Below are 25,645 nucleotides of genomic sequence, written 5' to 3'. Positions count from 1 at the left end.
GGCCGGTCGGAGGGTGGGGCCCAAACATGACAAGGCCGTGAACGACCCGCGACAACAGGCGCCGGACCGGAACCGGAGCGTGCCTCGACCGAGACCGCCGACGCCCGGGACTCGTATCCTTCAGCGGGAACCCGGGAACCCGGGAGCGCCGAATGCCCGAGACGCGCCAAGGGCCGGAATCAGAGGAAGTGGGTGAAATCCGCTCCCTTCCGAGACGAACCCGCAGCTCACGTCCTGGTAGTCCCCGCGCGTGCGGGGCTGGTCCCGCGAGCTACCCGGTCGGCATCCTCGTATTCGCCTATGCGGGGAAGCGCATGACAGCCCGTCCGAGACATCCAGGAGAGGCATGATGCATCCGTTCGTCCAGTACAGCGACGTGGTCAGTGTCGGCGCGGCGGGGACCGCCTTCGCCTTCGCCGGCGCATCCATGGGCGTCTGGGTCTTCTGGGGGGTCTGCGTCGCGATGGTCGCCGCCTCGCAGCTCTACCGCGCCCGTCTCAAGCGGCGTTGAGGCGATCCGTCACGGGGGTGGGACCGCCGCATCCGCACGCGTCCCGGCTCGGTCCACGGCGCGTGCGAACGGCCCGGCGGCAAGGACCGGTGCGCGGGGGCTGGACCGCCCCTTCCCCGACCGCCCCGCAGAACCGATGAACTCCGCCCCGGCGAAGGTTCCTTGGGTGCTTCCTCCCCGTGCCCCGGAGAGCCTCCGTCCACGCCGTCGCCACGCCACGCGCCCCCGTCCGCGGCTCGCGCCGGGTCCGTCGCCGGGGTGCGCGGGAGTCATGGGAGGGCGCTGTCCGGCCAACCTCCTCGCCCCGTACCCCTCTTGCGCGACCTCCGCGCGGAGGTGTGCTTCCGGACAACCCGAACGAGTGTCTGAAGTGCCGATTCCGCGTACTCCCTGGACGGGGAGGGCATGAACTAGCCACGTCCCCCGAGGCTCCACAAAGGGAGGCCCCATGCTGCGCGGCATCGACGTGAGCGCGTACCAGTCCTCCTCCTACGGCACCGACGGACTCTCCTTCGTCTTCGTCAAGGCGACGGAGGGCCGCACCTACGTCAACCCTCGGCTCGCGGCCCAGACGAAACGGGCCCGTGACGCCGGACTCGTCGTCGGCTTCTACCACTTCCTCTGGCCGGGCAACCTCACGGCCCAGGCCGAGTACTTCCTCGCCAAGGCCCCCGAGCGGCGGGGCGACATCCTCGCCGTCGACTGGGAGAGCACCGGTGACGGCACCCACGCCACCAACGCCGAGAAGGACCGTTTCCTCCGCAAGCTGAAGGAACTCCGCCCGCACCACCGGGTCGTTCTCTACTGCAACCGCCACTTCTGGCTGAACGTCGACACCACCTCGTACGCCGGGGACGGGCTCTGGATCGCGGACTACGTGACCGCGGGCAAGCCCCGCATCCAGGCCGGGTGGCGCTTCCACCAGTACACCGACCGTCCGCTGGACACCAACGTGGCCGACTTCGCCGGCCGCGCCGCGCTGCGGACCTGGGCCGCCGGGTAACACCACCCGCGGCCCCGGTGCCGCCCCCGGGGCCGGGCCTCCTGGAGCGGCACCGTGAATGTCAGTGCCAGGGCACGTAGTTCGGGTTGCCCTCGCACTCGCTCATGATCTCGGTCTTGGTCTGCTTGTCGACCGGGCAGACCCCGATGACGTACTGGCGCTTGATGCCGCCGGGGAAGGCGACCTCCACCTGGTCCGCCCACTTGTGGGTGCTGCCGATGGTCCTGTTGACGTCGACGCCGCCGGGGGCGTCGATGTAGTAGTTGTAGCCGGACTTGTACCAGGTCTTGTAGAGGTCGTGGTCGTAGGTCGTCGACACGTACGGCGAGGGCTGGTTGACCAGGACGTACTGCTCGATGTCGTACTGCCCGGTGACCACGTCCCTGGCGTGGAAGCCCTCCTCGAAGATCACCGCGGGGCCGCGGCTGTCGCTGCGGTAGAGGGTGCCGCAGGTGGTGCGCCAGGCCGGCTCGGGCGTGATGCGGTCGATGTCGACGTCCCGGTCGGCGGCGGCCTTGATCCGGTCGCGGAACTGGGGGCAGGCGGGCGCCGCCTTCGCGGCGGCGGGGGCGGCCGGTACGGCACCGGCCGCGGCGGCCGGGGACACCGACGCCCGGGCCGGGCCCGGCAACGCGGCGGCCGAGGTGGCGAGGACGGCGGACAGGGAGAACACGGCGACGGCGGTACGGCGCCGCACACGGGCAATGATCATGGCGGTACGATCCCCGCCGCGCACCGGCCGGACGGGGACCGTCACCCGTGGGCGGCGTGTTGCCCGAACGGGCTTGCGTCCATGGGCACATGGGCGCGCCGGCGGAGCTGCGGGGCCGGGGCGAGGCACCGGAACGGGGCGAGGCACCGGGACGGGGCGAGGCACCGGGGGTCAGCGGTCCGAGACGCGCATCTCGAACCACGTCGTCTTGCCCATCGGCAGCAGATCGACCCCCCACCGGTCGGAGAGCTTGTCGACGAGGAAGAGGCCCCGCCCGCTGATGTCCGTCTCCTGCACCGGCAGCAGACAGGGCAGCCCCCGGGAGGGGTCGCGGACCATGACCCGGATCCGTCCGGAGCCCTTGCGCAGATGGAGGCCGAAGCAGCGGGCCCCGGTGTGCCGCACGGCGTTGCCCACCAGCTCGGAGACGAGCAGCACCGTGTCCTCGGTGACCCGGGGGCCCAGCTTCCAGCGCAGGGCGACGATCTGGGCCAGCCGCCGCGCGGTGGCGGCGGATTCGGGAAGGGACCGCAGGCGCACCTCGCGCTCCGAGGGGTCGCCGAAGGACTCCAGCGCACGCAGCCCGTGCTCGTCCTCGACCGCCGGCGACCAGCGCGACGCGGTCGCACCTCCGGTTCCCCGCGGCTGATCCGTACCCTCCAGCCCCGACATGCCCCCATCATGGCCGTCCGGCGCGCACTCCGGGGCGGTTCCCGCGAATGCGCCGGTGCGAAGCCCCGGCACGGGACCACCCGTACGGCATGTGCCAGCGGCACCGCGTGACGGCGCACAACCTTCCTGACCTGCGGGAGGGGAGGGTTCGGCGGAACCCGGCGGATTCCCCCGGCGCGGCGCGCTCGAAACCGCCTCGGTGCGGACCCGAACCGCCCCATCGGGGGACGCGTGCGACACCGTCTCAACCGCGCCCGGCGCGCGCGGGGTTCACCGGAAGACCGCCTTGCCGGGGCCCTCCTCCACGAAGCTGCGCATCCCCGTCTCGCGGTCCTCGGTGGCGAACAGCCCGGCGAACCAGTTCCGTTCGATGGCGAGGCCGGTCCCGATGTCCGTCTCCAGACCCGCGTCGACGCACTCCTTGGCGGCGCGCAGCGCGATGGCCGGGCCCTTGGCGAGCCGGGCGGCCCAGGCGTGCGCCTGCTCGTAGACCTCGGCCGCGGGCACCACCCGGTCCACCAGGCCGATGGCCAGCGCCTCGTCGGCCCTGACCTGGCGCCCGGTGAAGATGAGGTCCTTGGCCCGGGAGGGGCCGACGAGGCGGGCGAGGCGCTGGGTGCCGCCGGCGCCCGGGATCAGGCCGAGCAGGATCTCGGGCTGGCCCAGCTTGGCGTTCTCCCCGGCGACGCGGATGTCGGCGCAGAGCGCGAGTTCGCAGCCACCGCCCAGCGCGTAGCCGGTGACGGCGGCTACGACGGGCTTGGGGATGCGGGCCACGGCGGTGAAGGAGTCCTGGAGGGCGCGGGCCCGCAGCACCATCGCCGCGTGGTCCATGGCCTGCATCTCCTTGATGTCCGCGCCCGCCGCGAACACCTTCTCGCCGCCGTGGATGACCACGGCGCGCACGTCCTCGCGGCGGGTGACCTCCTCGGCCAGTTCCCTGAGCCGGTCCTGGGTGGCGACGTCCAGCGCGTTCATGGGCGGGCGGTCCAGGCGCAGCGTGCCGACGCCGTCCGCGACTTCGAGATGTACGGTCATGCCCAGCAGGTTAACGGGGATTAACGGCGGGCGGCCCGGTGCGGTCGGTCACACCGGGCCGCCGTCCGCCCACGCGGACGGGAACAGGGTCGGGGTCGGGGTCGGCTCAGGCGGTCCACTCGTCCCAGGACATGTTCCAGCCGTTGAGGCCGTTGTCCGGGGCGATGGTCCCGTCCTGGGAGTTCTCGACCACGACCACGTCGCCGACGAGGGAGTTCTCGAAGAACCAGCGGCCGGGGGCCTCCTCGTCCCAGCCGCCCTGCACGTCGCGCAGCCCCACGCAGCCGTGGCTGGCGTTGCGGTTGCCGAAGGCGTCGCCACCCCAGTAGTTGCCGTGGATGAAGGTGCCGGAGGTGGAGAGCCGCATGGCGTGCGGGACGTCCTTGATGTCGTACTCGCCGCCGTAGCCGACGGTGTCGCCGTTCATCCGGGTCTCCCGGAGCTTCTCGGTGATGACCATCCGGCCGTTCCACGTGGCGTAGCCGGGCGCGCCGGTGGTGACGGGGATGGTCCTGACGGTCCGTCCCTCCCGGGTGACCTTCATGGTGTGGGCGGCGGCGTCCACGACGGAGACCTGGTCGCGGCCGATGGTGAAGGAGACGGTGCGGTTCTGCTTGCCGTAGACGCCCTCGCGGCCCTCGACGCCGTCGAGGTTCAGGGCGACGGTGACCTTGGTGCCGGCCTTCCAGTAGTGCTCGGGGCGGAAGTCCAGGCGGTCGTTGCCGAACCAGTGGCCGGCCACCTCGACGGCCGGTTCGGTGGTGATGGTGATGGCCCGTTCGACGGCCTCGGGACGGGTGATGCCCCGGGTGAAACGGAGGGAGAACGACATCCCGACGCCGACCTCGGAGCCGTCCTCGGGGGTGAAGGTGCCGAGGAAGGTCTGCTGCGGGGTGAGGGTGGTGAAGCGGGAGTCGCGGGTCACGGCGCGGCCCTCGGCGTCCTCGGCGACCGCGCGGACGGTGTAGGTGGTGGCGGCGGCGAGATGGGTGGACGGCGTCCAGACGGTGCCGTTCGCGGAGGTCCGCCCGGCGATCCGGCCGCCGTCGGGGTTCTTGACGACGACCTCGGTGAGCCTGCCGCCGGAGGCGCCGACCCGGAGGGCGCCGCTGGTGGTGACGGCGGTGGCGCCGTCCCCGGGGGCGATGGTGACGGCGGCCCGGGAGGGGCCCGTCGCCGTGGCGGAGGGGCCGGCCTCCTTGCCGCCGCCCACCGCGGCGGTGCCGGCGCCCGTGCCCGCGCCGTTGCCGGCACAGGCGGTGAGGACCAGCGCCAGCGCCCCGGCGAGCAGAGCGGGCAGCCCTCCGCGCACGCCTCTGCGGCTCCGTCCGCGGATGTTCTCCGACAGCGCCCCCGATATCGGACCCACGTTCACGTCGACTCCCCTCGCCGGACCTGCTCCGGCCCGCGCCCCGGCGCGCCCGCGCGCGCTTCGGCGCATCGTAACCGCAGGCCAGCGGGGACGGGCACGGGGGATTGTCACCGTTCCGTACCGAGTGCCGGGCCGGGGGCGCGGGGGGCTCGGAACAGGGGGCGCGCGGGGCGCGGAACGGGTGTCCACGGGAGCGCGGGAGGTGGCCCGCGGGGTCAGTGGACCGCGCTGCCCGCCGTCCATCGCCGCCACGGCATGTTCCAGCCGCCGAGCCCGTTGTCCGCGTCGACCGTGCGGTCGGCGCTGTGGACGACCTCGACGACGTCGCCGACCAGGCTGCGGTCGAAGAACCAGCCCGCCGGGGTGTCGGCGCCGCCGCCCCGGACGTCGCGCAGGCCCACGCAGCCGTGGCTGACGTTGGCCCGGCCGAAGGTGTCCCCGGGGGACCAGTAGTTGCCGTGCAGGAAGGTGCCGGAGGCGGTCAGCCGGATGGCGTGCGGCACGTCGGGGATGTCGTACTCGCCGCCGAAGCCGACCGTGCGGCTGTCCATGCGGGTGACGTCGAGCATCTCGCTGATCACCATGCGGCCGTTGTAGGTGGGGGTGGCGGACGCCCCCGCGGTGACCGGCAGGGTGGCCACGACGGTGCCGTCCCGGCTGACCCGCATGGTGCGTTCGGCGGCGTCGACCACGGAGACCTGGCTGCGGCCGACGGTGAAGGAGAACGTCCTGCGCTGCATCCCGTACACGCCCGGCGCCCCCTCCACGTCGCGCAGGTCCAGGGCGACGGTGACCTCGGTGCCGGGCGTCCAGTACGTCTCGGGGCGGAAGTCCAGTCGGTCGCCGCCGAACCAGTGCGGGCGGATCTCGACGGCGGGCTCGGCGGTCACGCTGACGCCGCGTTCGACGGCGGCGCGGTCGGTCAGCGCCCGGCTGAACTCCAGCGAGACGATCATCCCGGTGCCGACGACGGCGCGGTCCTCGGGGACGACGTGGCCGATGAACCGCTCGTCGGGGACCCGGGTGGTGAAGGTGGTGCGGCGGGCGGAGCGGCGTCCCAGCCCGTCCACGGCGACGGCGTCGACGGTGTACCTCGCGGCCGGGGCGAGCCGGTCGTCGGCGGGCCGCCAGCCCAGGCCGTCGGCGGAGACGCGGCCCGGCACCTCGCGCTCCCCGGCGTCCTGGGAGACCGTCACCCGCACCGACTCCAGCCGCCCGTCCGGCACCCGCACGGACAGCCGGCCGCCCGGCGGGACGTCCGCGGCGCCGTCGCCGGGGGTGACGCGGATGACCTCCCGGGCGGCGGGCGGCTTGCCGAACACCTCCCCGAAGCCGACGCCTCCGGAGCAGCCGGCGGTGCCCAGCAGGAGTCCCGTCCATGTCAGTACGGCGGCCAGAGCGGCCCCCGCGCGCCGCGCGCGCCCTTGTCGGTGTCTCATATCCCCCCGTAACGACCGCCCGGCCCCGGGGAAACGTGCGTGCGAGCCGTCCGGCGGTCGCCGGCCGGCCGGGGTTCCGGGGGACGGGGAGACGGCGGGCGGGGCGGGCGGCAGCGGGCGCGGTGGGTGGGGACGGCAGGGCGTGGGAGGGGGCGCGCGGGACGGGGGCGCGTCCGAACAGGCACCGTGAGGATGGCGGCGCACGGGAACGGGGGCCATGGGGACGGCGGCCCGCGGGGACGGGGCGCGGGGCCGGGGGCGCGCGACGCCAGGGGCGCGGGGAACGGCGGGGCGTGAGCGGCGGGGCGGGTGGCCGACCCCGGCGGCGTACGGCTCCGGCTCCGGCTCCGGCTCCGGCTCCGGCGGCGTACGGTCCCCGCGGCGTACGGCCCCGGGGTCAGCGGGGTCCGGCCGGGCCGGTCGCCTCGGCGGCGTAGTCGCACAGCGCCGACCGGTGGGGACTGCCGGTCTTCGCCAGCAGGCTCGCCACGTGCTTCTCGACGGTGCGGGCGGAGATGTACAGCCGCTCCGCTATGTCCTTGTTGCCGAGCCTCGGCACCAGGAGCAGGAAGACCTCGTACTCCCGGGGGGTGAGCCCGATGCGGCGCAGCGCGGCGGGGATGCCGGAGGCGCCGCGGCGGCGCTGGCGGACCGTCGCGCCCGCCCGGCGCAGCAGTTCCCGGCAGGCGCCCGCGACGGCCGGGACGGACGCCTCGTGGAAGTACTCCTCCGCCTCCCGGGCCCAGGCGACCGGGTCGCCCCAGCCGTCGGCCAGGGCCGCCTGGGCGACCAGCCGCAGGCCGATCCGGCGGCCCATCGGGAAGGGGCCGCCCGCCCGGACCGCCTGCTCCACCGCTCCCCCGGCCCGCAGGGCGTGCCCGGCCCGGCCCTCGTGGACGGCCAGGGCGAGGCGCTCGAACTGGCGGTTCCACGGCAGGGCGGCGGCGGGGTGGGCGGCCGCCGCCGCGTGCTCGGCGGGGTCGGCGCGCCCGGTCAGGGCCCGCAGCAGGGGGCGCAGGCCGTAGCGGCCGTTGAGGTAGAAGACGGACGGGTGGCGCTTCTCCCAGACGAGCGACCGGTCGAGTTCGCGCAGCGCCTGCTCGTGGTCCTCCTCCAGCAGCGCGCAGACGGCCCGGCTGCCGAACAGCACGGGCAGTTGCAGGGAGGTGTCCCCGTCCCAGCGGCGGAACTCGGCCAGCTCCCGCTCCATCTCACGGCGGTTGCCCCGGTGGGCGGCGAGCGTGGCGCGGGTGAGCAGCACGAACTGGTGGTTGTCGGTGTTGCGCAGCCGGGCGGTGGCCAGCACACAGCGGTCGGCCAGCTCCCGGGCGGCGGCGTAGCGGCCGGTGAGGACGGCCTGCATGGCGAGGCTGGCCTCGGCGTTGTGCATCAGCACCAGCGCGCCGTGGTCGACGGCGGCCCGGTGGGCGCGCTCCAGCAGGGCGGAGGAGCCGCCGCGCATGAAGTCGTTGCTGCCGAGCCGGAGCAGGGCGTCGATCTGGAGGGTGGTCAGTCCGTGCTCGGTGGCCAGCGCGAGGCCGCGCTCCAGACAGGCGTCGGCCCGGTCGAACCCGTGCCGGCGTTCCAGCATGGCCAGCAACTGCCATGCCTGACAGGCGACTTCGGGCAGTCCGGTGCGCTCCGCCTCCTCCGCCGCGCGGCGCGCGAGGCGTTCGGCCCGGTCGGCCCGGTCGGCTCCGGCCTCCGTCCCGGCCGCCGCCGTGTCCGTACCGGCCCCGCCCGCCCCGGGCGCGCCGGAGGGACCGGTGTCGGCGAGCGCGAGGTGGGCCTCGACCACGTCCACGGCGGGCGCGGGGCCGTCCCCGAGGCGGGCGAAGAGGCGGCGGGCGTGGTGGGCCTGGGCGGCGGCGTCGGCGTAGCGGGCGGCGGTGACGGTGGCCCAGGCGAGGCGGGCCCGCAGGGCGGCGGCGCGGGCGGTGTCCAGGGCGCCGGGGCCGGTGACGGGCAGGGTGTCGACGAGGGCGAGGGCGCGGTCCAGCCGCCCCGACTCCATCAGGGTGTACAGCAGTTGCTCGACGACGGGGGCGCGCTCGGTGGCGGGCAGCAGCTCCTGGGCGCGCTCCAGGAACGATACGGCGGAGTCGACGGCGCCCTCCCGGCGCGCGGCCTCCCCGGCCTCCGCGTACCGCCGGGCCGCGGCCGCGGTGTCCCCGGCGGTGAGGCGGAGCCCGGCGACGCGGGGGCACCATTCGCCGGGCAGTCCGGGGTGCGCCTGCTCGATGGCGTCGGCGGCCCGGCGGGCGAGGGCGGCGCGCTCGGTCGGGAGCAGCCCGCTGAGCAGGGCCTCGGCGGTCAGCGCGTGCCGGAACTCGTACCAGTCGGCCACCGGGCCGCTGGAGGAGATGAGCTGGGCGTCGATACCGGCCCGCAGATGGACCAGCAGGTCGCGGTCGCCCAGCCCGGTGATCCGCTGGAGCACGGACAGGGGGAAGCGGCGGCCGAGGACGGCGGCGCTGTCCAGCAGGGTCCGCCCGGCGGGGCTGAGCCGGTCGGCCCGGCGGATGACGCTGTGCACCACGGTCCGGGGGACGTCGATGCCGAGGTCGCCGCAGACCTCCCAGTCACCGGCGGGGCCGCGGCGCAGCACCCCGGCGGTGATCATGCCGCTGAGCAGTTCCTCGACGACGAAGGGGTTGCCCTCGGCGTCCCGGGCCAGTCGCTCGGCCACCGGTCCGGGCAGCGGCGGCGGGTCGGCGCCGGGCAGCGGGCGGGTGGCGTCCGCGGCGAGGGCGGCCCCGGCCATGGCGGTGACCTGCTCGGCGCTGAGCGGCAGCAGTTCGGTGAGGTCGGCGCTGCGGCTCCGGGCGGCCTCCCGGACCAGGGTGCCGGCGGCGCCCGCCTCCGACCGCAGGGTGCCCAGCAGGAAGACCGGCAGGCCGGCGAGGTTGCCGCAGAGGTACTCGACGACCGCGAGCGTCTCGGCGTCGGCGTCGTGCAGGTCCTCCAGGATCAACAGGCAGCCCGGGCGCGGATGGGACTCGCGGTCCCGGGCGACGGCGAGCAGCACCCGCAGCACCGCCTCGGCCGTCTCGATCAGCGAGGTCGGCTCGGCCGGGGTGCCGCCCTCGCGCCATTCGGGCAGGATGCCGGCGAGCGCGGAGCGGTAGGGCACGAGTTCGGGGGCGCGGGGCGGCCCGCTGACCCGGAAGAGGGAGAGCAGCGCCTCGGCGATGGGCCGGAAGGGGGCGGCGGCGCCCGCGCCGGGACCGGAGCGGCCCCGCAGCACGGCCAGGCCGCCGGTGACCGCCCGGTAGGCGCACTCACCGGCGAGCCGCGACTTGCCGATCCCCGCCTCCCCCAGCAGGAACACCGCGCGGCCCCGGCCCGCGCCGACGGCGGCGAGTCCGGCGTCGAGCAGTCCGAGTTGCTCCGCACGGCCGACCACCACCGGCGATGTCACCAACATGGCCAGATGCTAACCGCCGGTGGCGGGTGCCGAACAGGGCGTCAATTCGCCCTGGAATCGGATCAGATGATGCTGAGGCTGAAAGTGGTCTGGATGATGGTGCTCGGCTCGTTGTACTCGGTCATCCCGGCCAGGAGTCTGGCGCGCTGCCCGGCCGCCGGGGCCGCGGGCAACCGGATCTCCCCGGCCGGGTTCCCGGCGGGGGTGGCGGAGGTGTCCTCCGCGTCGTTCCAGCGCGTGGTGCGTACGCCATGGCTCATCGGACGTCTCCTTGGAGGGTGCGGTGAATGGGACGCGGTGCGGTGGTGCGGTCGTGTTCCCCCGCCGGAGCGGGGTGCCCGGCCCGCGGGTGCGGGCCGGCGGCGCGGGCGGACCCGGGGGTCGCGAGCAGGGTGACGGACGGGACGAGGGCCCCGCAGGCGGTCCTGAGCAGGGCGTACCCGATGCCGGCGAGTCCGGTCAGCAGCCCGGGGGTGCTGACCGCGTCGGGGGTGGCGCAGCGCGGGCCGAGCCGGTCGAGGGTGCTCAGCAGGGCCCCGGCGCGGGTGAGGACGGCGCCGGGGGCGGCGCGCCCGGCGGCGGTGGCGGTGAGCAGCAGGTCGAGGGCGCCCGCCTCGCCGTGGCAGAGGCTGTGGTCGGCCGTCGGGGCGGTGGCGGCGACGGACACGGCGCGGTCCAGCAGGGCGGCCGGGCCGGGGTCGAGGACCGCGCGGGGGCTGTCGGCGACGGCCAGGGCGGTCCCGGCGGCGCCGTCGCACCAGCCGGTGCCGACGGGGGCGGCGGCGTACCGGGCGGCGGCGGTGCGCAGGGCGGCGAGCCCGGGGGCGGTGTACCGGTCGTCGCCGGTGGCCCGGGCGTAGCGCAGCAGGGCCCAGCCGATCCCGGCCGCGCCCCTGTCGAGGCCGCCCGCGGGCAGGTGGCCGGGGTCCAGCGCGGCGAGCCGGACGGCGCAGCGGCGGGCGGTGTCGGCGGCGCGGGCGGAGCCCGTGGTGGACCGCACGGCGAGCATCGCGGCCAGCAGCCCCGCGTCGCCCTCCCGTACCCCGGGGTCCCCGTCGCCCGGGGCGGTGGCGGCGGCGAGGGCGGCGGCGGTGTCGGCCAGGTCCGCGAGGGCGGCGTCGTCGAGGAGGACGGCGAGCCGGGCGAGGGCGTAGGCGATCCCGCCGAGCCCGGCGAAGCCGGTGCCGATGACGGCGGCGTCGGCGGGCCGCCCGGCGAGGGCGGTGAGCAGTCCGGGCACGGCGGTGAGCGCCCGCCGGGCGCCGGTGGCGTAGCGGGCGGTGCCGGTGAGGCGGGCGAGCTGGGCGAGGAAGAGGGCGGTGCCGAGGTAGCCGTGGGCGAGCCCGGCGCCCTGCGGCAGGATCGCCCACACCCGGCCGTCCAGGGGTTCCAGACCGAGCCAGTTGACCCGTCGGCCGTCGTCCTGCGCGGCGGCCAGGACGCGGTCGGCGATGGCCCCGGCGGCGGCCAGCAGCCGCTCCTCGTCGGGCGCCCCGGCGGAAAGCGGCCCGTACGGGGTGGCCGCCGGGCCGGGCGCCGGGAACGGGAGCCGGTACGGCCCCGGTTCCCTCCCCGGGGGAGCGGCGGGCGGGACGGGGGGACCCGGCGGGGACGCGGCGGGGCCCGGGCCGGTGGGACCGGCTCCGGCGGGGCCCGGTCCGAGGGCACCCGGTCCGACGGGGCCGGTCCGGGGCTCGACGGGAAGGGGTCCCGTGGGGCCCGCTCCGGGCGCGCCGGGAGCGGGGGCGGGGGTGACGTGCGCCGTTCCGGACGCGGCCATCCCCGCATCGTACGGGCCGACGGCCGGACCGGACAGGGCGTCACCCGGGGCGGGCGGAGGGCCGGGCGGGTCGGCGGCCGCATCCGGCGGGACCGCCGACCGGGCGCCCCCGGGCGGGGGGGACGCGGTGTGCGCGGCGGGCGGGGTAGGCGGCGCGAGCACGACGGGCGCCTCGGGTACGGCGGGCGGGGCGGGTACGGCGGGCAGGGTGGGCGCCTCGGGCGCGCAGGGCTGCCAAGGGGCGGGCGACTCCGGCCCGGCGGGCGTGCAGGCTGACCAAGAGGCGGTCGCCTCCTGCGTGGTGGCCGCACCGGACGACGAAGAGGCGGGCGACTCAGGCTCGGTGGCCGCACCGGACGACGAAGGGGCTGGCGACTCAGGCCCGGTGACCGCACCGCACGGCCAAGAGCCGGGCGACTCCGGCCCGGTGGGCACGCGGGACGGCGAAGAGGCGGGCGAGTACGGCGCGGTGAGCGCACCGGACGGCCAAGAGGCGGGCGACTCAGGCCCGGTGGCCGCACCGGACGACGAAGAGGCGGGCAACTCAGGCCCGGTGACCGCACCGCACGGCCAAGAGCCGGGCGACTCAGGCCCGGTGGGCGCGCGGGACGGCGAAGAGGCGGGCGAGTACGGCGCGGTGAGCGCACCGGACGGCCAAGAGGCGGGCGACTCAGGCCCGGTGGGCGCACCGCACGGCGAAGAGACCGGCGACTCAGGCCCGGTGGGCGAGCCGGGCGGCCAAGATCCGGGCGGCTCCTGTGTGGTGGCCGCACCGCACGGCGAAGGATCAGGCGACTTGGGCCCGGTGGGCGCGCAGGACGGCGAAGCGGCAGACGCCTCCGGCAAGGCGCCCGCACCGGACGGCGAGGGAGCGGGGGGCTTCGGCGGGCCGGGCCGGGCGGTGTCCGGGGGCGGGGGGACTCCGCAGGGGGCGTGGGCGCGGCGGGTGGCGAGGGCGGCGCGGATCACCCACTCCTGGTCGAGCCGGTCGGTCGGGCTCATCGCCGCGATCCGGCGCTCCGCCTCCGCCAGGCCGGACCGGGCGACCAGGCCGCCCGCCGTCAGACGGCCCACCGTCAGGTCCCGGTCCGCCGGCCGGTAGCCGACCAGCGGGACGTCGCCCTCCCAGAGCCCGGCCAGTTCGGCGTCGGCCAGCGGGCCCAGTACGGGATCGGCGGCGGACTCCCGCCGCACCAGGCCGAGCAGCCGGTCCCGGTCGGCCGCGTCGCGCAGCACGTCGGGGTGGGTGGACTCGTCCAGCAGGGTGGCGTACCAGTGGGTGTTGCGCAGGACGACCCGGGTGCCGTCCCCGGCGAAGCGGGCCAGCAGCCCGCCGGGGCCGAGGAGTTCGCCCCGGTGGGCGGTGATCGCGTCGTAGGCCCGCCGGAAGCCGTCGAGCAGGTCGTCGGCGTACGGGCCGGGGTCGGCGTCCTCGCCGTCCAGCCGGGGCCGGTTCGCGGCGCCCGCGAAGACGCCGGTGGTGCGGATCAGGCGCATCTCGTCGGTGCCCGGCGCGGACCAGCCGGGGACCGCGTCGGGCAGCGGGGCGTCCCGGTCGCCGCCGAGCGCGGACACGTCCAGCGCGCCCCGCTCGCCGACGAGGAGGGCCGGGAGCAGCGCGGTGCGGTGGACGGAGGAGTCCAGGGCGCGCATCGCCGGATCGTCGGTGGCCGGGCGGGCCAGACGCGGCTGGAGGAGGGTCTCCACGTCCACCGGCACCGGCTGGTCGGCGCAGGCGATGAGGTTCTCCGCGTGCAGGTCGGTGGTGCCGAGCGCCTGGAACAGCGCCAGCAGCGCGCCCGTCCGCCGGTAGAAGCGGGCGACGTGGTCCCGGTCCGGGCAGGGCCCGGCCTCGGCGTACTCGACCCAGCCGTGGCCCGGCCGCTCCAGCACCCGCAGGGTCCGCAGGCCGAGGCCCGGCACGCGGGCGCCGAGCCAGTGGACGGCGTCGTTGAAGTGCCGGTGGACGGTGACGGGCCGGGGCTTGAGCACCGCCCGGGTGCCGTCCTCGAAGCGCAGCACCGCCACCGAGCGGCCCCGCTCGTGCCGGTCGCCCGCGCCCGTGCGCACCTCGGCCAGCCGCCCCGGGTCGTGGCCCGCGAACACGGCGGCGACCAGGTCGGCGCGGTCGGCGGCGAGCCGTTCGAGGATCTCCGCCCAGGCGGCGACGGCCTGTTCGGCGGTCCGTGCCAGCAGCCGGGCCAGGACCGGGTAGCGGGTGAGCAGGGCGCGCAGCGCGGGCCGGGCGGCGGCGCGCCCCGCGAAGTCGGCGAACCGCTGCTCGGGGGTGGCGCCGCGCAGCCGTCCCGCGGCGCGCGCGGTGTGGAGTTCCAGGACCAGGGTGCGCCGGGCGAGGGTCACGAGGTCCCGGCCGAGCCGGTCGGTGAAGCAGTCCCGTACGGCGGCGAGGTCGGCGACCGCGTCGGCGCCGTTCCGGCGGGCCGCGTCGAGGAGGCGGTCGGCTGCGTGCCCGGTGAACGGCGCGAGGACCGCCGCGAACGCCTCCCGCCAGTCGGCTCCGGCCGGTGGCGGGACCCCCTCGGCGGGGGCGCGGGCCAGCGCCTCCTCCACCGTGGCGGCCCAGGAGGGGCGGGCCGCCCGGACCGCGGACGCCCCGGGCGGCCCGGACGGTCCGGACGCCCCGGACGCCCCGGACGCCCCGGACGGCGGGGTGCCCGGGGCGTCCCCGTGTGGACCGAGCCGCGCCCGGGACCCCCCGGCGCGCGGGTGGTCCCGGTGCCGGGCGTCGCGGGACGGCGCCGTCGTCGGGCCGCCGCGCACCGCATCCCCCGGCCGGTGCCCGGCAGCCGTCCGCTCGGCCGGTGTCACGCCTCTGCTCCACCAGGCCTCGGCTTCGGTCATGGCCGTCAGAATGCCAGCGGGGGACCCGCCGCGATATGGGGGCCCGCCCCCGGATTCCCGGCGGCCGGGGACGGCCGGGCGGTACGGGGGGCGGAATGCGGGGGCACGCGCCCATGGGCGGCCGGGCCCGCGCCGCGCACGCTGGACGCATGACCCCCTACGGCGCGACGACAGCGATGGACGAGATGCGCACCATGGTCCCGGGGGTGCACGGGGCCGCCCCGGACGTCCGGCCGGCGGGAGCCGCCGGGTACGGGCGGGGCACCCCCCGGGGGAGAACCCCCGGACGCGGACCCCTCGCCGCCCGCCCGGACCGCTCCCGCCGGACGGAGGGGTGTCGGTGACCGCGACGGACGTCCGGCCGGCCCGGCACGCGCGCACCGGCCCCGGACGGGACGCCCGGCCCGCACCGGGCGGGGTCCCGGCGGCCGGGGCGGCGGAGGCCGGTGAGCCGGAGGACGGGGGGCTCCGCTTCTCCGTGCTCGGCCCGCTCGCCCTGGCCGTCGACGGCCGGCCCCGCCCGCTGGGGCCGCTCAAGCAGCGGCTGGTCCTCGCGGTGCTGCTCTGCCACGCCAACCAGCCCGTGACGGTGGACCGGCTGACCGACGCCGTGTGGGAGGACGAGCCGCCCCGGACCGCCCGCAAGAACCTCCAGGTCTACGTCTCGGCGCTGCGCAAGCTGCTGGACGGGCCCGCCGCCGGGCGGCTGGTGTGCCAGGACAGCGGCTACACGCTGCGGGTCGAGTCCGGGGAGCTGGACTCCCTGCGGTTCGCGGCGCTCGCCCGGCAGGGCCGGGCGGCCGGTCTCCGCGGCGAACAGGCCCTCTGCGCGGGGCTGCTGGGCCGGGCGCTCGGCCTCTGGCGGGGCGAGCCGCTGGCCGAGCTGCGGTGCTCGCCGCAGGTCCGGGAGGCGGTGCGGCGGCTCGACGCGGACCGGGCGGGGGTGTTCGAGGACTGGGCCGAGGCCGAGCTGGCGTCGGGCCACGCGGAGGCGGTCGCCGACGGGCTCCGGGCCGCGGCCGAGCGGCACCCGCTCAGGGAGCGGCTGCAGGCCGCCCGGATGAGCGCCCTGCACCTGTCCGGCCGCCGGACCGAGGCCCTCGCGGTCTACGACGAGGTGCGGCAGCGACTGGCCCGGGAACTGGGGCTGCCGCCGGGCTCCCGGCTGGCGGCCCTGCACCGCACGGTCCTCGGCGACGGGGACGGCGGCGGGCGCGGGGCCCCGGCCGCGCCCGCCGCCCCCGGGCCGGGTCCCGGCTGCCTGCTGCCGCCGGGCCTCGCGGACTTCACCGGGCGCGAGGATCCGCTGCGGGAGCTGGAGGGCGCGGTGCGGCGGGGCCGGGACGTGCTGGTCACCGGGGCGGCGGGCGCGGGCAAGACGGTGCTCGCGGTGCACGCCGCCCGGCGGCTGGCCGGGCGCTTCCCGGACGGGCTGCTGCTGGTGGGCCTGCGCACCGCGGCCGGCCATCCCCGGCCCCCGGCCTCGGTCGTCGGGGAGGTCGCCCGGCTGGCGGGGCTGGACCGGGCCGCGGCCGACCCCGGGCGGACGGCGGCGCTGTGCCGGGGCTGGCTCTCCCGGCACCGGGTCCTGCTCGTCCTGGACGACGCCGCCGACGAGGCGACGGCGCGGATGCTGCTGCCCGGCGAGGGCCACGGCCGGGTGCTGGTCACCGCGCGGGCGCAACTGGCCGGGCTGGCCGGGGTCACCCGGGTCGCCCTGCCCGCGTACACCGAGGCGGAGGCCCTGGAGCTGCTGGCCCGCACCGCCGGGGCCGAGCGGCTCGCCCGGGACCCTGCCGCCGCCCGGCGCATCGTCGCCGCCGGGGGGCTGCTGCCGCTGGCGGTGCGGGTGAGCGGCAACCGGCTCGCCGTCCTGCGCCATGTGCCGCTGGCCGAGTACGCGGCGCGGCTGGCCGATCCGGCGGCGGCGCTGGGCGAACTGGCGGCGGGCGACGTGGCGGTCCGCCCCCGGCTGGAGGCGAGCTGGCGGGACCTGTCCGAGGAGGGGCGCGGGGCGCTGCTGCGCATCGCGCGGCTGCCGGTCGGGGTGCCGTTCACCCTCGGGGAGTCCGCCGAGGCCCTGGGCTGCGGCACGGACGAGGCGCTGCGCAGGCTGGAGCGGCTGATCGAGGCGGGCGCGGTGGGCTGCCCCGGGGAGGAGGTGTCGGCCCACTCGGCCCGGTACACCGTGCCGCGGCTGCTCCAGTCGTACGTCCGCGAGCACGCGGCGGCGGACGGCGGGGGCGGGACCGGCGACTGACCGGGGCGGGGGTTCGGGGACCCGGGGGTTCGGACGGTTCGGACGGTGCGAGCGGTGCGAGCGGTGCCAGTGGTGCCAGTGGTGCCAGTGGTGCCAGTGGTGCCAGTGGTCCCGGTGATGGGGGTGGTCAAGTGTTCCGGGTAGTACAGGTGGTACGGGTGGTGCTGCCGTACGGGTGTGCGGCGTCCCGGGGAGGCACGGCACCGCCACCGGCTCCCGGCCCCGGTCCCGTCCCTTCCACGGGCCTCCCGGCCCTGCGGCACCGGCACCCACCATGCCCGCGTCCCGGGCCTCCGCCCCGAACCCGGCACGGCCCGGGGCAGCGCGGGGCTCGGCGTCGGCGCGGGGGCCCGGCACCGGACCCGGGGGTCAGCGTGGGCCCCCGGGTCCGGGGGCGCGGCCGAGGGTGCGGAAGGCACCGGCGAAGTGGACCAGCGGGTCGCCCGGCGGCCCCGTCGTGAGGTGGAGGACCGAGCCGAGGAAGACGGAGTGGTCGCCGCCGTCGTGCACATCGGTGAGCGCGCACTCCAGCCAGGCGAGCGCGCCGTTGAGGAGCGGGGCGCCGGTGCGCCGGCCCCGGAAGGTGTCGACGCCCTCGAACTCCTGGCGGCCCCGGGGCCGGTGGCGTTCCGCGAACCGCGCGGCCACCGCGTGCTGCCGTCCGGAGAGGACGGAGACGGCGAACTCCCGGTCCCGCTCCACGGTGGCGTGGACGCTCGCCGCGCGGGGGACGCTCACCACCACCAGCGGCGGGTCCGTCGGAACGGCGGTGAGGGAGTTGACGGTGGCCCCGTGCGGGATCAGGCGGCCCGCGGTCAGCACGGCGACGCCGGACGCGAACCGGCCGAGCGCCGCCCGGGGTTCGGGGTGACCGGCCGGTGGCGCCCAGGGCGGTGCGGGGCGCAGCGGGAACGGTCGTGTCATCGCCGCCGCCCCTCGCTCCGGGGGCCCCGGCGGCCCCCTCCGGGCGGCGGGGGCTCCCCCGTCTCCACCCGCCGGGCCGCACCCGGGTGCGCGGAAGACCGGTACGCCTCCGGACCCACGGCAGACCGGTACGGCCCCGGGCGCCGGTACGACCGGGAAGCCTCCGGGTGCGCGGCGGGCCGGGGAACCTCCGGGCGCCCGGAGAGGGACCGGTACGCCCCCCGGCGGACGGGCGACCGGTACGGCCCCGGGCGCGGAGAGGACCGGGACCCCTCCGGGCGCGCCGGGGACAGGGGCACGCCCCGGCGCCCGGGGGCCCGGGACACCCCCGGGCACGCGAGGGACCGGAACGCCCCCCGCCGCCCGGCGGGCTGGCCCCGCGCGGCGGACGGGTGCCGCCGGGCGGGGCCGGACGCGGAGGGTGCCGGGCGGACGGGACCGGTGTCTCCGGAGGGGGTCATCGTTCCTCCCCGGCCGGGGCGTCCGGCGCGGTGCGGGTCAGGTCGGGCAGGGCGGGCGCGACCACGGCGAGCACGGCGAACAGGACGCCGAGGACCGCCGCGGTGCCGGGCAGGGACAGGTTCAGCAGCAGCAGCCCGGCCGCCATGGGACCGGCGCACTGCGGCAGTTGGGCGAGGAGCGAGAGGCTGGAGCTGACCCGGCCGTAGACCTCCTCGGGCACGGAGGTCGCCATGATGGTGGAGAACACCACCCCGACGACCGGCGTCAGCAGGCACAGCGCCGAGAACCCGGCGGCGACGGCCACGGTGCTCCCGGTCCGCCAGGCGGCGAGCAGCAGCAGCGCGGAGGCCGCGGGCCCGGCCGTGATCAGCACGGGCATCCGCAGCAGCCGATGCGCCCGGGGGGCGATCAGCGAACCGCACAGCCCGGCCAGGGCCGCCGTGCTCATCGCGGCGCCCACCGCGGTGGCGCCGCCGGAGCCGCCGCCCACGCCGAGGATCAGCACGTAACCGAAGGCGGAGAAGCCCAGGTTGACGCCGCTGAAGTACAACGCCAGGTACAGCAGGGGGCGGTGGTCGCCGAGGTAGCGGAACCCGGCCGTGAGCCGCGGCCGGAACCGCTCGGCCGGGCGGCCGGGTGCGGCGGCCCCCGCCCCGCCCTCCGGGAGGCGGGCGGCGACGGCCCGCCGTACGCCGGGGGCGGCGGCCACGCACAGCGCCGAGACCCCGAAGGTGACGGCGTCGACGGCGAACGGGAGGGCCCGGCCCAGGCCGAGGAGGAACCCGGCGACGGCGGGCGCGGCGATCTCCGCCCCGTACGAGCGGGCCTGGTTGAGCGAGATCGCCGCGGGGAGCTGGTCGCGGTCGACGATCCAGCGCAGCACCTTCTGCTGGGACGGGCGGAACACCTCGACGGCCGTGACGGAGACGACCACCGCGGCCAGCGCCAGCCAGAGCGGCAGCGGACGCACCAGCAGGCACAGGGCCAGGACCCCGGCGGCCAGCAGCCGCGCCAGGTCGCAGCCGACCATGAGGACCCGCTGGTCGCGGTGGTCGCTGAGGTATCCGGCGGGGATGCGGACCACCAGGCCGACGACGAGCATCGCGGTGCCGATCACCGCCGCCTCGGCGCTGGAGGAGCCGCCCGCCAGCAGGACCAGGGGCAGGGCCATGGCGGACATCGACGAGCCGAAGTCCGACAGGGCCTGCGCCGTCCAGAGGAGCTGGAAGGTCCGGTTGTGCCGCAGCCCCGGCGCGGGCGCGGTCCGGGGCCCGGTCCCGGTCACCGGTCCGCCCGCCGCTCGCCCGGCGGGCGCCGGGGGTCGGCCAGCAGGTCGTCCAGGAGGAAGTTGCGGTTGGTGCGGGCGCCCGGGGCGGTGTACTCGAACCGGGACAGGAACAGCGCGATCCCGGCGGAGCCGGTGGCCAGGTCGGCGCTCTCGCGCAGGGTCTGCTCGCCGGGGAAGACGATCCCCTCCGGTCTGCGCACCGCCCAGCGGAGCACGGCCCGCGCGGCCCGTTCGGCGTCGCCGAGCAGTTCGGGGTCGCCCAGGAACTCGTAGGCGTCCAGCAGGGCGTCGCCCAGGCCGCTGATGCCGTGGAAGAGCTGGGGGAAGACGGTGTACTTGCGCCGCACGTCCGGCAGCAGCCGGTCGACCTGCTTGCGCAGGCGCTCGTCGCCGGTCCTCCACCAGTAGCGGAGCAGGGTGGTGAGGATGCCCGCGGTGCCCTCGTCCCAGTAGTGGCGCAGGATGGTCCGCGCGTCGCGGTCGTCGGCGTACGCCTGGAAGGACAGCAGTCCGCCGGGGGCGTACTCGGCGCGGGACAGGTCGTGTTCGAGGGCCGCGCGCCCCAGGGCGAGGGTGTCCGGGTCGCCGGTGACCGCGTGCAGGGCCAGCAGGAACATCGCCACGCCGCTGGGACCGTGGCCGTAGCCGACGGGCCGCCGTCCCTCGGTGTCCGGCCAGTGGGCGCGGTCCTCCTCGCGGCGGGCGGTGCGGGCGAGGCCGTCGGCGAGGGCGCGGGCGCGGTCCAGGAACTCGGGTTCCCCGGTGTCCTGCCAGAGCCTGAGGCAGGCCATGCCGTGGCCCGCGGTGCCGGTCAGCACGCCGGTGTCGGCCTCGTCGGCCAGCAGGGGGTGCCCCGCCGTGTCGCGCAGGACGCGGGCGGCCCCGGCGGGGTGGCCCATCGCGGACAGGGCCCAGGCGACCCCGGCGGAGCCGTAGTAGAGGCCGGGGGGCATCGCGGTGTGGCCGGTGGAGTGGCGCAGGGCCCAGGCGAGCAGTTCCCCGGGGACCTCTCCGTGGACGGTGTGCAGGGCGTAGAGGCTGCCGTAGGCGCCGTGGGCGAGGGAGAGCGGGTTGGTCTCGAAGACCAGCAGGTCGGCGGGGAGGAGCCGGTCGTCGCGGGTGGTGTCGGCGGCGCCGTGCGCGTAGTCGCGGACGCCCCGCAGGACGTCGCGTATCCGGCGGCGCAGCGCGGCGCCGTCCTCCGGGGCGGGCGCGGCGCGGCGGACCAGCGGCGGGGGCTGCCGCCAGGCGGTGGCGAAGGGCAGCCCGGCGATGCGGCCCCGGAGCACGTCGGGGTCGGGCAGCGGGGCGTCCTCGTCGTAGAGGTCGCGGACGAGGGCGGTGAACTCGGCGGGCAGGTCCAGGTCGGCCGCGAGTTCGTCGAGCAGCCCGAGCGGCACCGTGTGCTCGACGACGTCGCTGAGCTGGCAGGCGAGGACGCCGCTGAGCAGGACGGCGCCGAGGGCGTAGTAGTCGGCGCGGCGGTCGGCGGTGCCGGTGGCCGCCCGGCGGGGCGCCATGCCCGGGGTGCCGAGCCCGGCGCCGCGGTCGACGCCCTCGTGGCAGGCGGACTCCAGGTCGATGATCCGCACCCGGTCCTCGGGGGTGACGAGGATGTTGGTGAGGGACAGGTCCCCGAGGACGATGCCCCGTTCGTGACAGACGGCGATGGCGTCCGCGACCTGGAGCCAGAGGGCGCGGAGCCGTTCGTAGTAGGCGGTCAGCCGGGCGGGCGTCAGATCCAGGTCGTAAAGGGGGTTCTCGCCGATGCTCAGCCGGCCCAGGTGGACGCCTTCGATGAACTCCTCTACGAGGAAGGAGTGTTCCCAGGCGGTGAAGAGGCCGGCCGGGCGGACGAAGAGGCCGGTGTCGGCGAGTTCGGTGAGCAGCCGGTGCTCGTGGTGGAGCAGGGCGACGGCCTCGGTGCGGTGCAGGCCGACCTCCACGGCCGGGCGGGCCTCGCGCAGCACCACGTCGGCGCCGGTCCGGGTGTCCACGGCGCGGTAGACGCCGCCGCGGTTGCCGAGGGCCAGTGTCCCGGTGACGGAGTACCGGCCGTCGAGCAGCGGTGCGGGGGGCTCCTCGGCCGGGGCGGGCTCCTCCCGCGCGGCGGGGGCCGCCGGGCCGGTGGCCGGGGACGCGGTGGAGGGGGGCGCGGCGGAGGGGGGCGCGGCGGAGGACGCCGTGGTGGGGGCGGGGCCGTCGAAGGGGTCGCCGGCCCAGTCGGGCGCGCCCCAGTAAGGGGTGCGCACGTCGGGCACCCAGGACCCGTCCGGGGCCTGGATGAGCAGCTCCTTGATCCCGTTGGCCCGCAGCCGGAAGTGCGAGGTGAAGGCGCCGTAGCGGTAGAAGACGATCCGGGAGCCGGGGTAGCGGCGGTCGGAGAGGATGTACGGGCCGTCGCAGCCGTCGAGGGCCTCGGTGAGCGCGCGGGCGATCCGGTGGAAGCGGTCGGGGTCGGGCGGGTAGACGGTGATGAACTTGCCGCTCGAACCCCGGGGGGCGCTCTTGCCGTTCACCTCGGCCACCGCCGCCGGGTCCATCAGGAACTTGAACCGCACCCCCGCGTCGCGCAGCACCGGCAGGGCGCGGCGCAGGATCTCCTCGCTGCTCCGGGAGGTGGCGCTGACGTGCAGCTTCCAGCCCTGCTCGACGCGGTCGGCGCCCGGCGGCTCACTGATCATCCAGTAGCCCCGGCGCCGCAGGCCCCAGGAGGCCGGGACGGCCGCCCGGTACTCCCGCAGATGGACGGCGTCCGGCGGCCGCCGGGTGACGTCCTCGAACCACCGGCGGTGGTTCCCCAGGTAGAACACCACCGTTTCCCACGACAGGCGCATGTCCGCCCAGCCCCTCTCCTGTCATCGACGTCTCGTCGGCCGAACGGTCGCGTCGGCCGGACCGGCGGTGGGACCGCCGGGCCGGCCGACGCCGGAGCGATGGGTCAGCAGCTCGCGGCCACGCAGGAGGAACAGCTCATCGCGGGGGAGGTGATGGCCTCCCCCTCGAGGCCGCCGGCCTGGAGTCCGAGCACCGCGTTCTTGACCGCGTCCTTCGACAGGTGGGCCTCGACCTCGGGGCTGTCGTTCTCGGGGGTGCTGTCCTCGGTGGGCTCGATGGCGTCGGCCATGGGTTCACTCCTCACGGACGGGGACTCCGGGCGGCGGTCGCCGGCCGGTGGAACAGGACGCTAGGCAGCGGCGGTTCCGCGCCGGTCAAGAGCCGGTATGCGAGCGGTATGGGCGCTGCTCGGGCCGGGTCGCCGGCCGCCCGGCCCGGCCCCCGGGGCTCCTCGGCGCCGCCCGGCACCCGTCCGGCCTGCCGGTTTACCGGTACCCAGGCGGCGCCGAACCGCCCGTTGACCGCCCGTCGGGACGCTGGGTGGCCACGGCCGCCCACCGGCCGGGGCGACGAGACAGGGAGGTGCGCCCGTGCGTCTGTCCGACCTGCTGCGGCTGCGGCCCGTCCCGGGCGCGGGACTGCTGCTGACCCTCACCCGGCGCTGCCCGCTGAGCTGCGCCCACTGCTCCACCGCCTCCACGATGTCCGGCGAGGAGCCGGACGGGGGGCATCTGCTGCGCTTCGTCCGCTCGTTCGGCGCCGAGGACCGCCCCGAGGTGCTCCTGCTGACCGGGGGCGAGCCGCTGCTGCGGCCGGAGCTGACCGCCGCGCTCGCGGTCGCGGCCCGCGCGGCGGGCACCCGCAGCGCGGTGCTGAGCGGCATGTTCTTCGCCCGCTCCGGCCGGGTCCCCGGGCGGATCATGCGCGCGGTCACCGCCGTCGACCATTTCTCCGCGAGCCTGGACGCGCACCACGAGCGCGAGGTGCCCCGCGCCGACGTGCTGCGGGCGGTGCGCGAGATCCGCGACGCGGGCGTGCCGGTCAGCTTCCACCTCACCGGGAGCGGCCCCGGGGACCCCTATCTGGCCGAGGTGACGGCCGAGGTCCGCCGGGAGTTCGCCGACCGGGTGCCGATGCTGGTCACCCCGGTCCGCCCGCTGGGCCGGGCCGCCGCCTGGGCGGGCGCCGCCCGCGTCCTCCCGGACGGCGACCGGCCGCTGCCCTGCGCGATGGCGGCCTGGCCGGTGGTGGCCTTCGACGGCACCGTCCTCGCCTGCTGCAACCAGCGCGCCGTCGACGCCCGCCCGGCCCCGGCGCACCTGCGCCTCGGCCACATCGCCGAGGACGGCTGGCCCGCCGTGCGGCGCCGCTCGGGCGCCTCCCCCGTGCTGCGGATGATCCGCGCCGCCGGCCCCGCCCATCTGTACGCCCGCCACGGCGACGGGGGCGCGGACGGCGAGGGCGGCTACTGCGCCTCCTGCCACCGTCTGGAGCGGCACCCAGGGGTGCTCGCCGGAGCCGCCCGCGACGGCGCCGGACCGGTGGGGGAGCTCCTCGACGCGGAGGCCGCCCGGCGCCAGACGGCCGCCGGCCCGGTCGCCCTCGTACGGCGGCACGGCTGCGCCCCGTACGCGGATCTGGTCGCGCTGGACGGGGACCCGCGGTGAGGGTCGCGGTGGGCGGCCCGGCGGGGGACGTCGCGGGCTGCGCCGTACGGGGTGCGGCGGGCGGTGCGGCGGGGGACGTGGGCGGTGCGCCACCGGGTACGAGGGGTGGACCGGCGGGGGCCCCGGACGGTGCGGCACGCGGTGCGGTGAGCCCTCGGGCGCGAGGGGCCGCGGGCGACGCGCGGGGGGCCGCGGGCGACGCGCGGGGTACGGCGGGCCGCCCGGCAGCGGCTTCTGACGGCGCGGGGGGCGCGCAGGGCGGACCGGCGCGGGCCGGGGACGTCGGGTCGGCCGCGGAGGGGCACCCGGCGGGGGAGGTGGGTGGCGCTGCCGGGGCCGCCGCGGGGGGAGCGGCGGGGGGCGGCACCCCGCGGGCCGCCGTGGGGGGACCCGGGGGCGGCGCTGCCGGACGGGCGGCGGGGGGAGCGGCCGGGGGCGGTGCGGTGGGGGCCGCGCCGTTCTCCCGGGTGCTGCGGACCAAGCTGTCGCTGGCCGAGCCCGCCGTGCACGCCGCCGCCGCCCTGCTGTGGCGGCCGGACGGGCTGCGCCCGCGCTACCTCGCCTACCTGGGCGCCATGCACGCCCTGGTCCGCGCCTCCGTACCGCTGATGGAACGCGCCGTCGCCCGCTGCGAGGCCGCGCCGCCCGGCGATCCGGTGGCCCGCCCGCTCGCCCGGTACCTGCGCCGGCACATCGAGGAGGAGCGCGGCCACGACGACTGGCTGCTCGCCGACCTGGCCCTGGCCGGGGGCGACGCCGCCGCCGTGCGCGCGGCGCTGCCGCCCACCGCCGTGGCGGTGCTGACCGGCGCCCCGTACTACTGGGTCGAGCACCACCATCCCGCCGTCCTCCTCGGCTACATGGCCGCCCTGGAGGGGAACGCCCCCGCCGGGTGGCTGGCGGAGCGCCTCGCCGCCGGGACCGGCCTGCCCGACGCGGCCTTCCGCACCCTGCGCGCGCACGCGGCGCTGGACTCCGCCCACATGGCCGCCCTGGACCGGGTCCTCGACCGGCTGCCGCTGACCGGGCCCCAGCGCACCGCCGTCTCGGTCGGCGCCCTGCACACCGTGTCGGGCCTGGCCCGGCTGCTGTCCGAACTCGCCGCCCGGCCCGCGGAGACGGCCGCGGCCCCGTCAGGAGGTCACCGATGAGCGACGACCGCACCGCCCGCTTCGCCCGGCTGGCCGCGGCGGGCTTCCCCCTCGACGCGCTCACCGACGAACAGGTGGAGGTGCTGCTGTCGATGACCGAGCAGGAGGTCGCCCTCCTCATCGACATCGGGCGGCGGCTCGGCGAGGTGGGCCCCGAGGTGCAGGCCCACAGCGAGGTCGCCGGCGGCGCGCTGTTCTGAGCGGCGCTGTTCCGAGCGGCGCGCGCTTCGGAGCGGCGC

At 77.4% G+C, this 25,645-nt stretch carries 18 protein-coding genes; 6 read left to right on the top strand and 12 right to left on the bottom strand.

Going from position 1 to position 25,645, the window contains the following annotated elements:
• The first annotated feature begins 346 nt into the window (after nucleotides 1–346).
• The gene (locus ACZ7LB_RS19085) at nucleotides 347–511 is read left to right on the top strand and encodes a hypothetical protein (RefSeq protein ID WP_161224729.1); all 165 of its coding nucleotides are present in this window, start codon (nucleotides 347–349) and stop codon (nucleotides 509–511) included.
• Nucleotides 512–959: 448 nt separating this feature from the next.
• Nucleotides 960–1,514: a glycoside hydrolase family 25 protein gene (locus tag ACZ7LB_RS19080; RefSeq protein WP_471469588.1), complete on the top strand. Its 555-nt coding sequence runs from the start codon at nucleotides 960–962 to the stop codon at nucleotides 1,512–1,514.
• A 61-nt stretch (nucleotides 1,515–1,575) separates the two neighbouring features.
• On the opposite strand, the gene ACZ7LB_RS19075 is transcribed toward ACZ7LB_RS19080, so the two are convergent.
• The 8 genes from ACZ7LB_RS19075 to lanM all read right to left on the bottom strand — a co-directional run bounded on the left by ACZ7LB_RS19075 (nucleotide 1,576) and on the right by lanM (nucleotide 14,816).
• Nucleotides 1,576–2,226: an ADP-ribosyltransferase gene (locus ACZ7LB_RS19075; RefSeq protein ID WP_471469587.1), complete on the bottom strand. Its 651-nt coding sequence runs from the start codon at nucleotides 2,224–2,226 to the stop codon at nucleotides 1,576–1,578.
• Between the two features lie 171 nt (nucleotides 2,227–2,397).
• Nucleotides 2,398–2,898, bottom strand: a complete 501-nt coding sequence (locus ACZ7LB_RS19070) for an ATP-binding protein (protein ID WP_471469585.1) — start codon at nucleotides 2,896–2,898, stop codon at nucleotides 2,398–2,400.
• Nucleotides 2,899–3,168: 270 nt separating this feature from the next.
• Nucleotides 3,169–3,936: an enoyl-CoA hydratase/isomerase family protein gene (locus ACZ7LB_RS19065; RefSeq protein ID WP_471469583.1), complete on the bottom strand. Its 768-nt coding sequence runs from the start codon at nucleotides 3,934–3,936 to the stop codon at nucleotides 3,169–3,171.
• Between the two features lie 106 nt (nucleotides 3,937–4,042).
• Entirely contained in the window at nucleotides 4,043–5,311 is a 1,269-nt protein-coding gene (locus ACZ7LB_RS19060; protein WP_471469582.1) for a L,D-transpeptidase, read from the bottom strand.
• A 212-nt stretch (nucleotides 5,312–5,523) separates the two neighbouring features.
• Nucleotides 5,524–6,747, bottom strand: coding sequence for a L,D-transpeptidase (locus ACZ7LB_RS19055; RefSeq protein ID WP_471469580.1), 1,224 nt, complete (start codon nucleotides 6,745–6,747; stop codon nucleotides 5,524–5,526).
• Between the two features lie 397 nt (nucleotides 6,748–7,144).
• The gene (locus ACZ7LB_RS19050) at nucleotides 7,145–10,174 is read right to left on the bottom strand and encodes a helix-turn-helix transcriptional regulator (RefSeq protein ID WP_471469578.1); all 3,030 of its coding nucleotides are present in this window, start codon (nucleotides 10,172–10,174) and stop codon (nucleotides 7,145–7,147) included.
• A gap of 62 nt (nucleotides 10,175–10,236) precedes the next feature.
• Nucleotides 10,237–10,434 carry a hypothetical protein gene (locus ACZ7LB_RS19045; RefSeq protein WP_161224721.1) on the bottom strand — a complete coding sequence of 66 codons (198 nt, stop codon included), beginning with the start codon at nucleotides 10,432–10,434 and terminating at the stop codon, nucleotides 10,237–10,239.
• The gene (gene lanM / locus ACZ7LB_RS19040; protein ID WP_471469576.1) at nucleotides 10,431–14,816 is read right to left on the bottom strand and encodes a type 2 lanthipeptide synthetase LanM; all 4,386 of its coding nucleotides are present in this window, start codon (nucleotides 14,814–14,816) and stop codon (nucleotides 10,431–10,433) included. Before lanM ends, ACZ7LB_RS19045 begins: the two co-directional genes overlap by 4 nt.
• Nucleotides 14,817–15,294: 478 nt before the next feature.
• Here lanM and ACZ7LB_RS19035 point away from each other — a divergent pair, with 478 nt between their 5' ends.
• The gene (locus tag ACZ7LB_RS19035; RefSeq protein WP_471469801.1) at nucleotides 15,295–17,076 is read left to right on the top strand and encodes an AfsR/SARP family transcriptional regulator; all 1,782 of its coding nucleotides are present in this window, start codon (nucleotides 15,295–15,297) and stop codon (nucleotides 17,074–17,076) included.
• A 369-nt stretch (nucleotides 17,077–17,445) separates the two neighbouring features.
• Here the strand turns inward: ACZ7LB_RS19035 and ACZ7LB_RS19030 are convergent, their stop codons facing one another.
• The 4 genes from ACZ7LB_RS19030 to ACZ7LB_RS19015 form a co-directional block, all read right to left on the bottom strand.
• Nucleotides 17,446–18,000 carry a flavin reductase family protein gene (locus tag ACZ7LB_RS19030; RefSeq protein WP_471469575.1) on the bottom strand — a complete coding sequence of 185 codons (555 nt, stop codon included), beginning with the start codon at nucleotides 17,998–18,000 and terminating at the stop codon, nucleotides 17,446–17,448.
• Nucleotides 18,001–18,457: 457 nt separating this feature from the next.
• Nucleotides 18,458–19,747, bottom strand: coding sequence for an MFS transporter (locus ACZ7LB_RS19025; RefSeq protein ID WP_471469573.1), 1,290 nt, complete (start codon nucleotides 19,745–19,747; stop codon nucleotides 18,458–18,460).
• Nucleotides 19,744–22,587 carry a class III lanthionine synthetase LanKC N-terminal domain-containing protein gene (locus ACZ7LB_RS19020; RefSeq protein ID WP_471469571.1) on the bottom strand — a complete coding sequence of 948 codons (2,844 nt, stop codon included), beginning with the start codon at nucleotides 22,585–22,587 and terminating at the stop codon, nucleotides 19,744–19,746. Before ACZ7LB_RS19020 ends, ACZ7LB_RS19025 begins: the two co-directional genes overlap by 4 nt.
• Before the next feature lie 104 nt (nucleotides 22,588–22,691).
• Nucleotides 22,692–22,877, bottom strand: coding sequence for a hypothetical protein (locus tag ACZ7LB_RS19015; RefSeq protein WP_471469570.1), 186 nt, complete (start codon nucleotides 22,875–22,877; stop codon nucleotides 22,692–22,694).
• A 301-nt stretch (nucleotides 22,878–23,178) separates the two neighbouring features.
• Between ACZ7LB_RS19015 and ACZ7LB_RS19010 the strand changes: the two genes are divergently transcribed.
• The 3 genes from ACZ7LB_RS19010 to ACZ7LB_RS19000 all read left to right on the top strand — a co-directional run bounded on the left by ACZ7LB_RS19010 (nucleotide 23,179) and on the right by ACZ7LB_RS19000 (nucleotide 25,606).
• Complete coding sequence (locus ACZ7LB_RS19010) at nucleotides 23,179–24,255, top strand: radical SAM protein (RefSeq protein ID WP_471469569.1); 1,077 nt, start codon at nucleotides 23,179–23,181, stop codon at nucleotides 24,253–24,255.
• 443 nt (nucleotides 24,256–24,698) lie between these two features.
• Nucleotides 24,699–25,406, top strand: a complete 708-nt coding sequence (locus ACZ7LB_RS19005; RefSeq protein WP_471469567.1) for an iron-containing redox enzyme family protein — start codon at nucleotides 24,699–24,701, stop codon at nucleotides 25,404–25,406.
• Entirely contained in the window at nucleotides 25,403–25,606 is a 204-nt protein-coding gene (locus ACZ7LB_RS19000) for an aroma-sacti cluster domain-containing protein (RefSeq protein ID WP_161224712.1), read from the top strand. The genes ACZ7LB_RS19005 and ACZ7LB_RS19000 overlap by 4 nt, the downstream gene beginning before the upstream one ends.
• Nucleotides 25,607–25,645: the final 39 nt, after the last annotated feature.

Source organism: Streptomyces sp. NPDC107521, from assembly GCF_055598485.1.
This window is presented reverse-complemented; position numbering and strand designations above follow the sequence as displayed.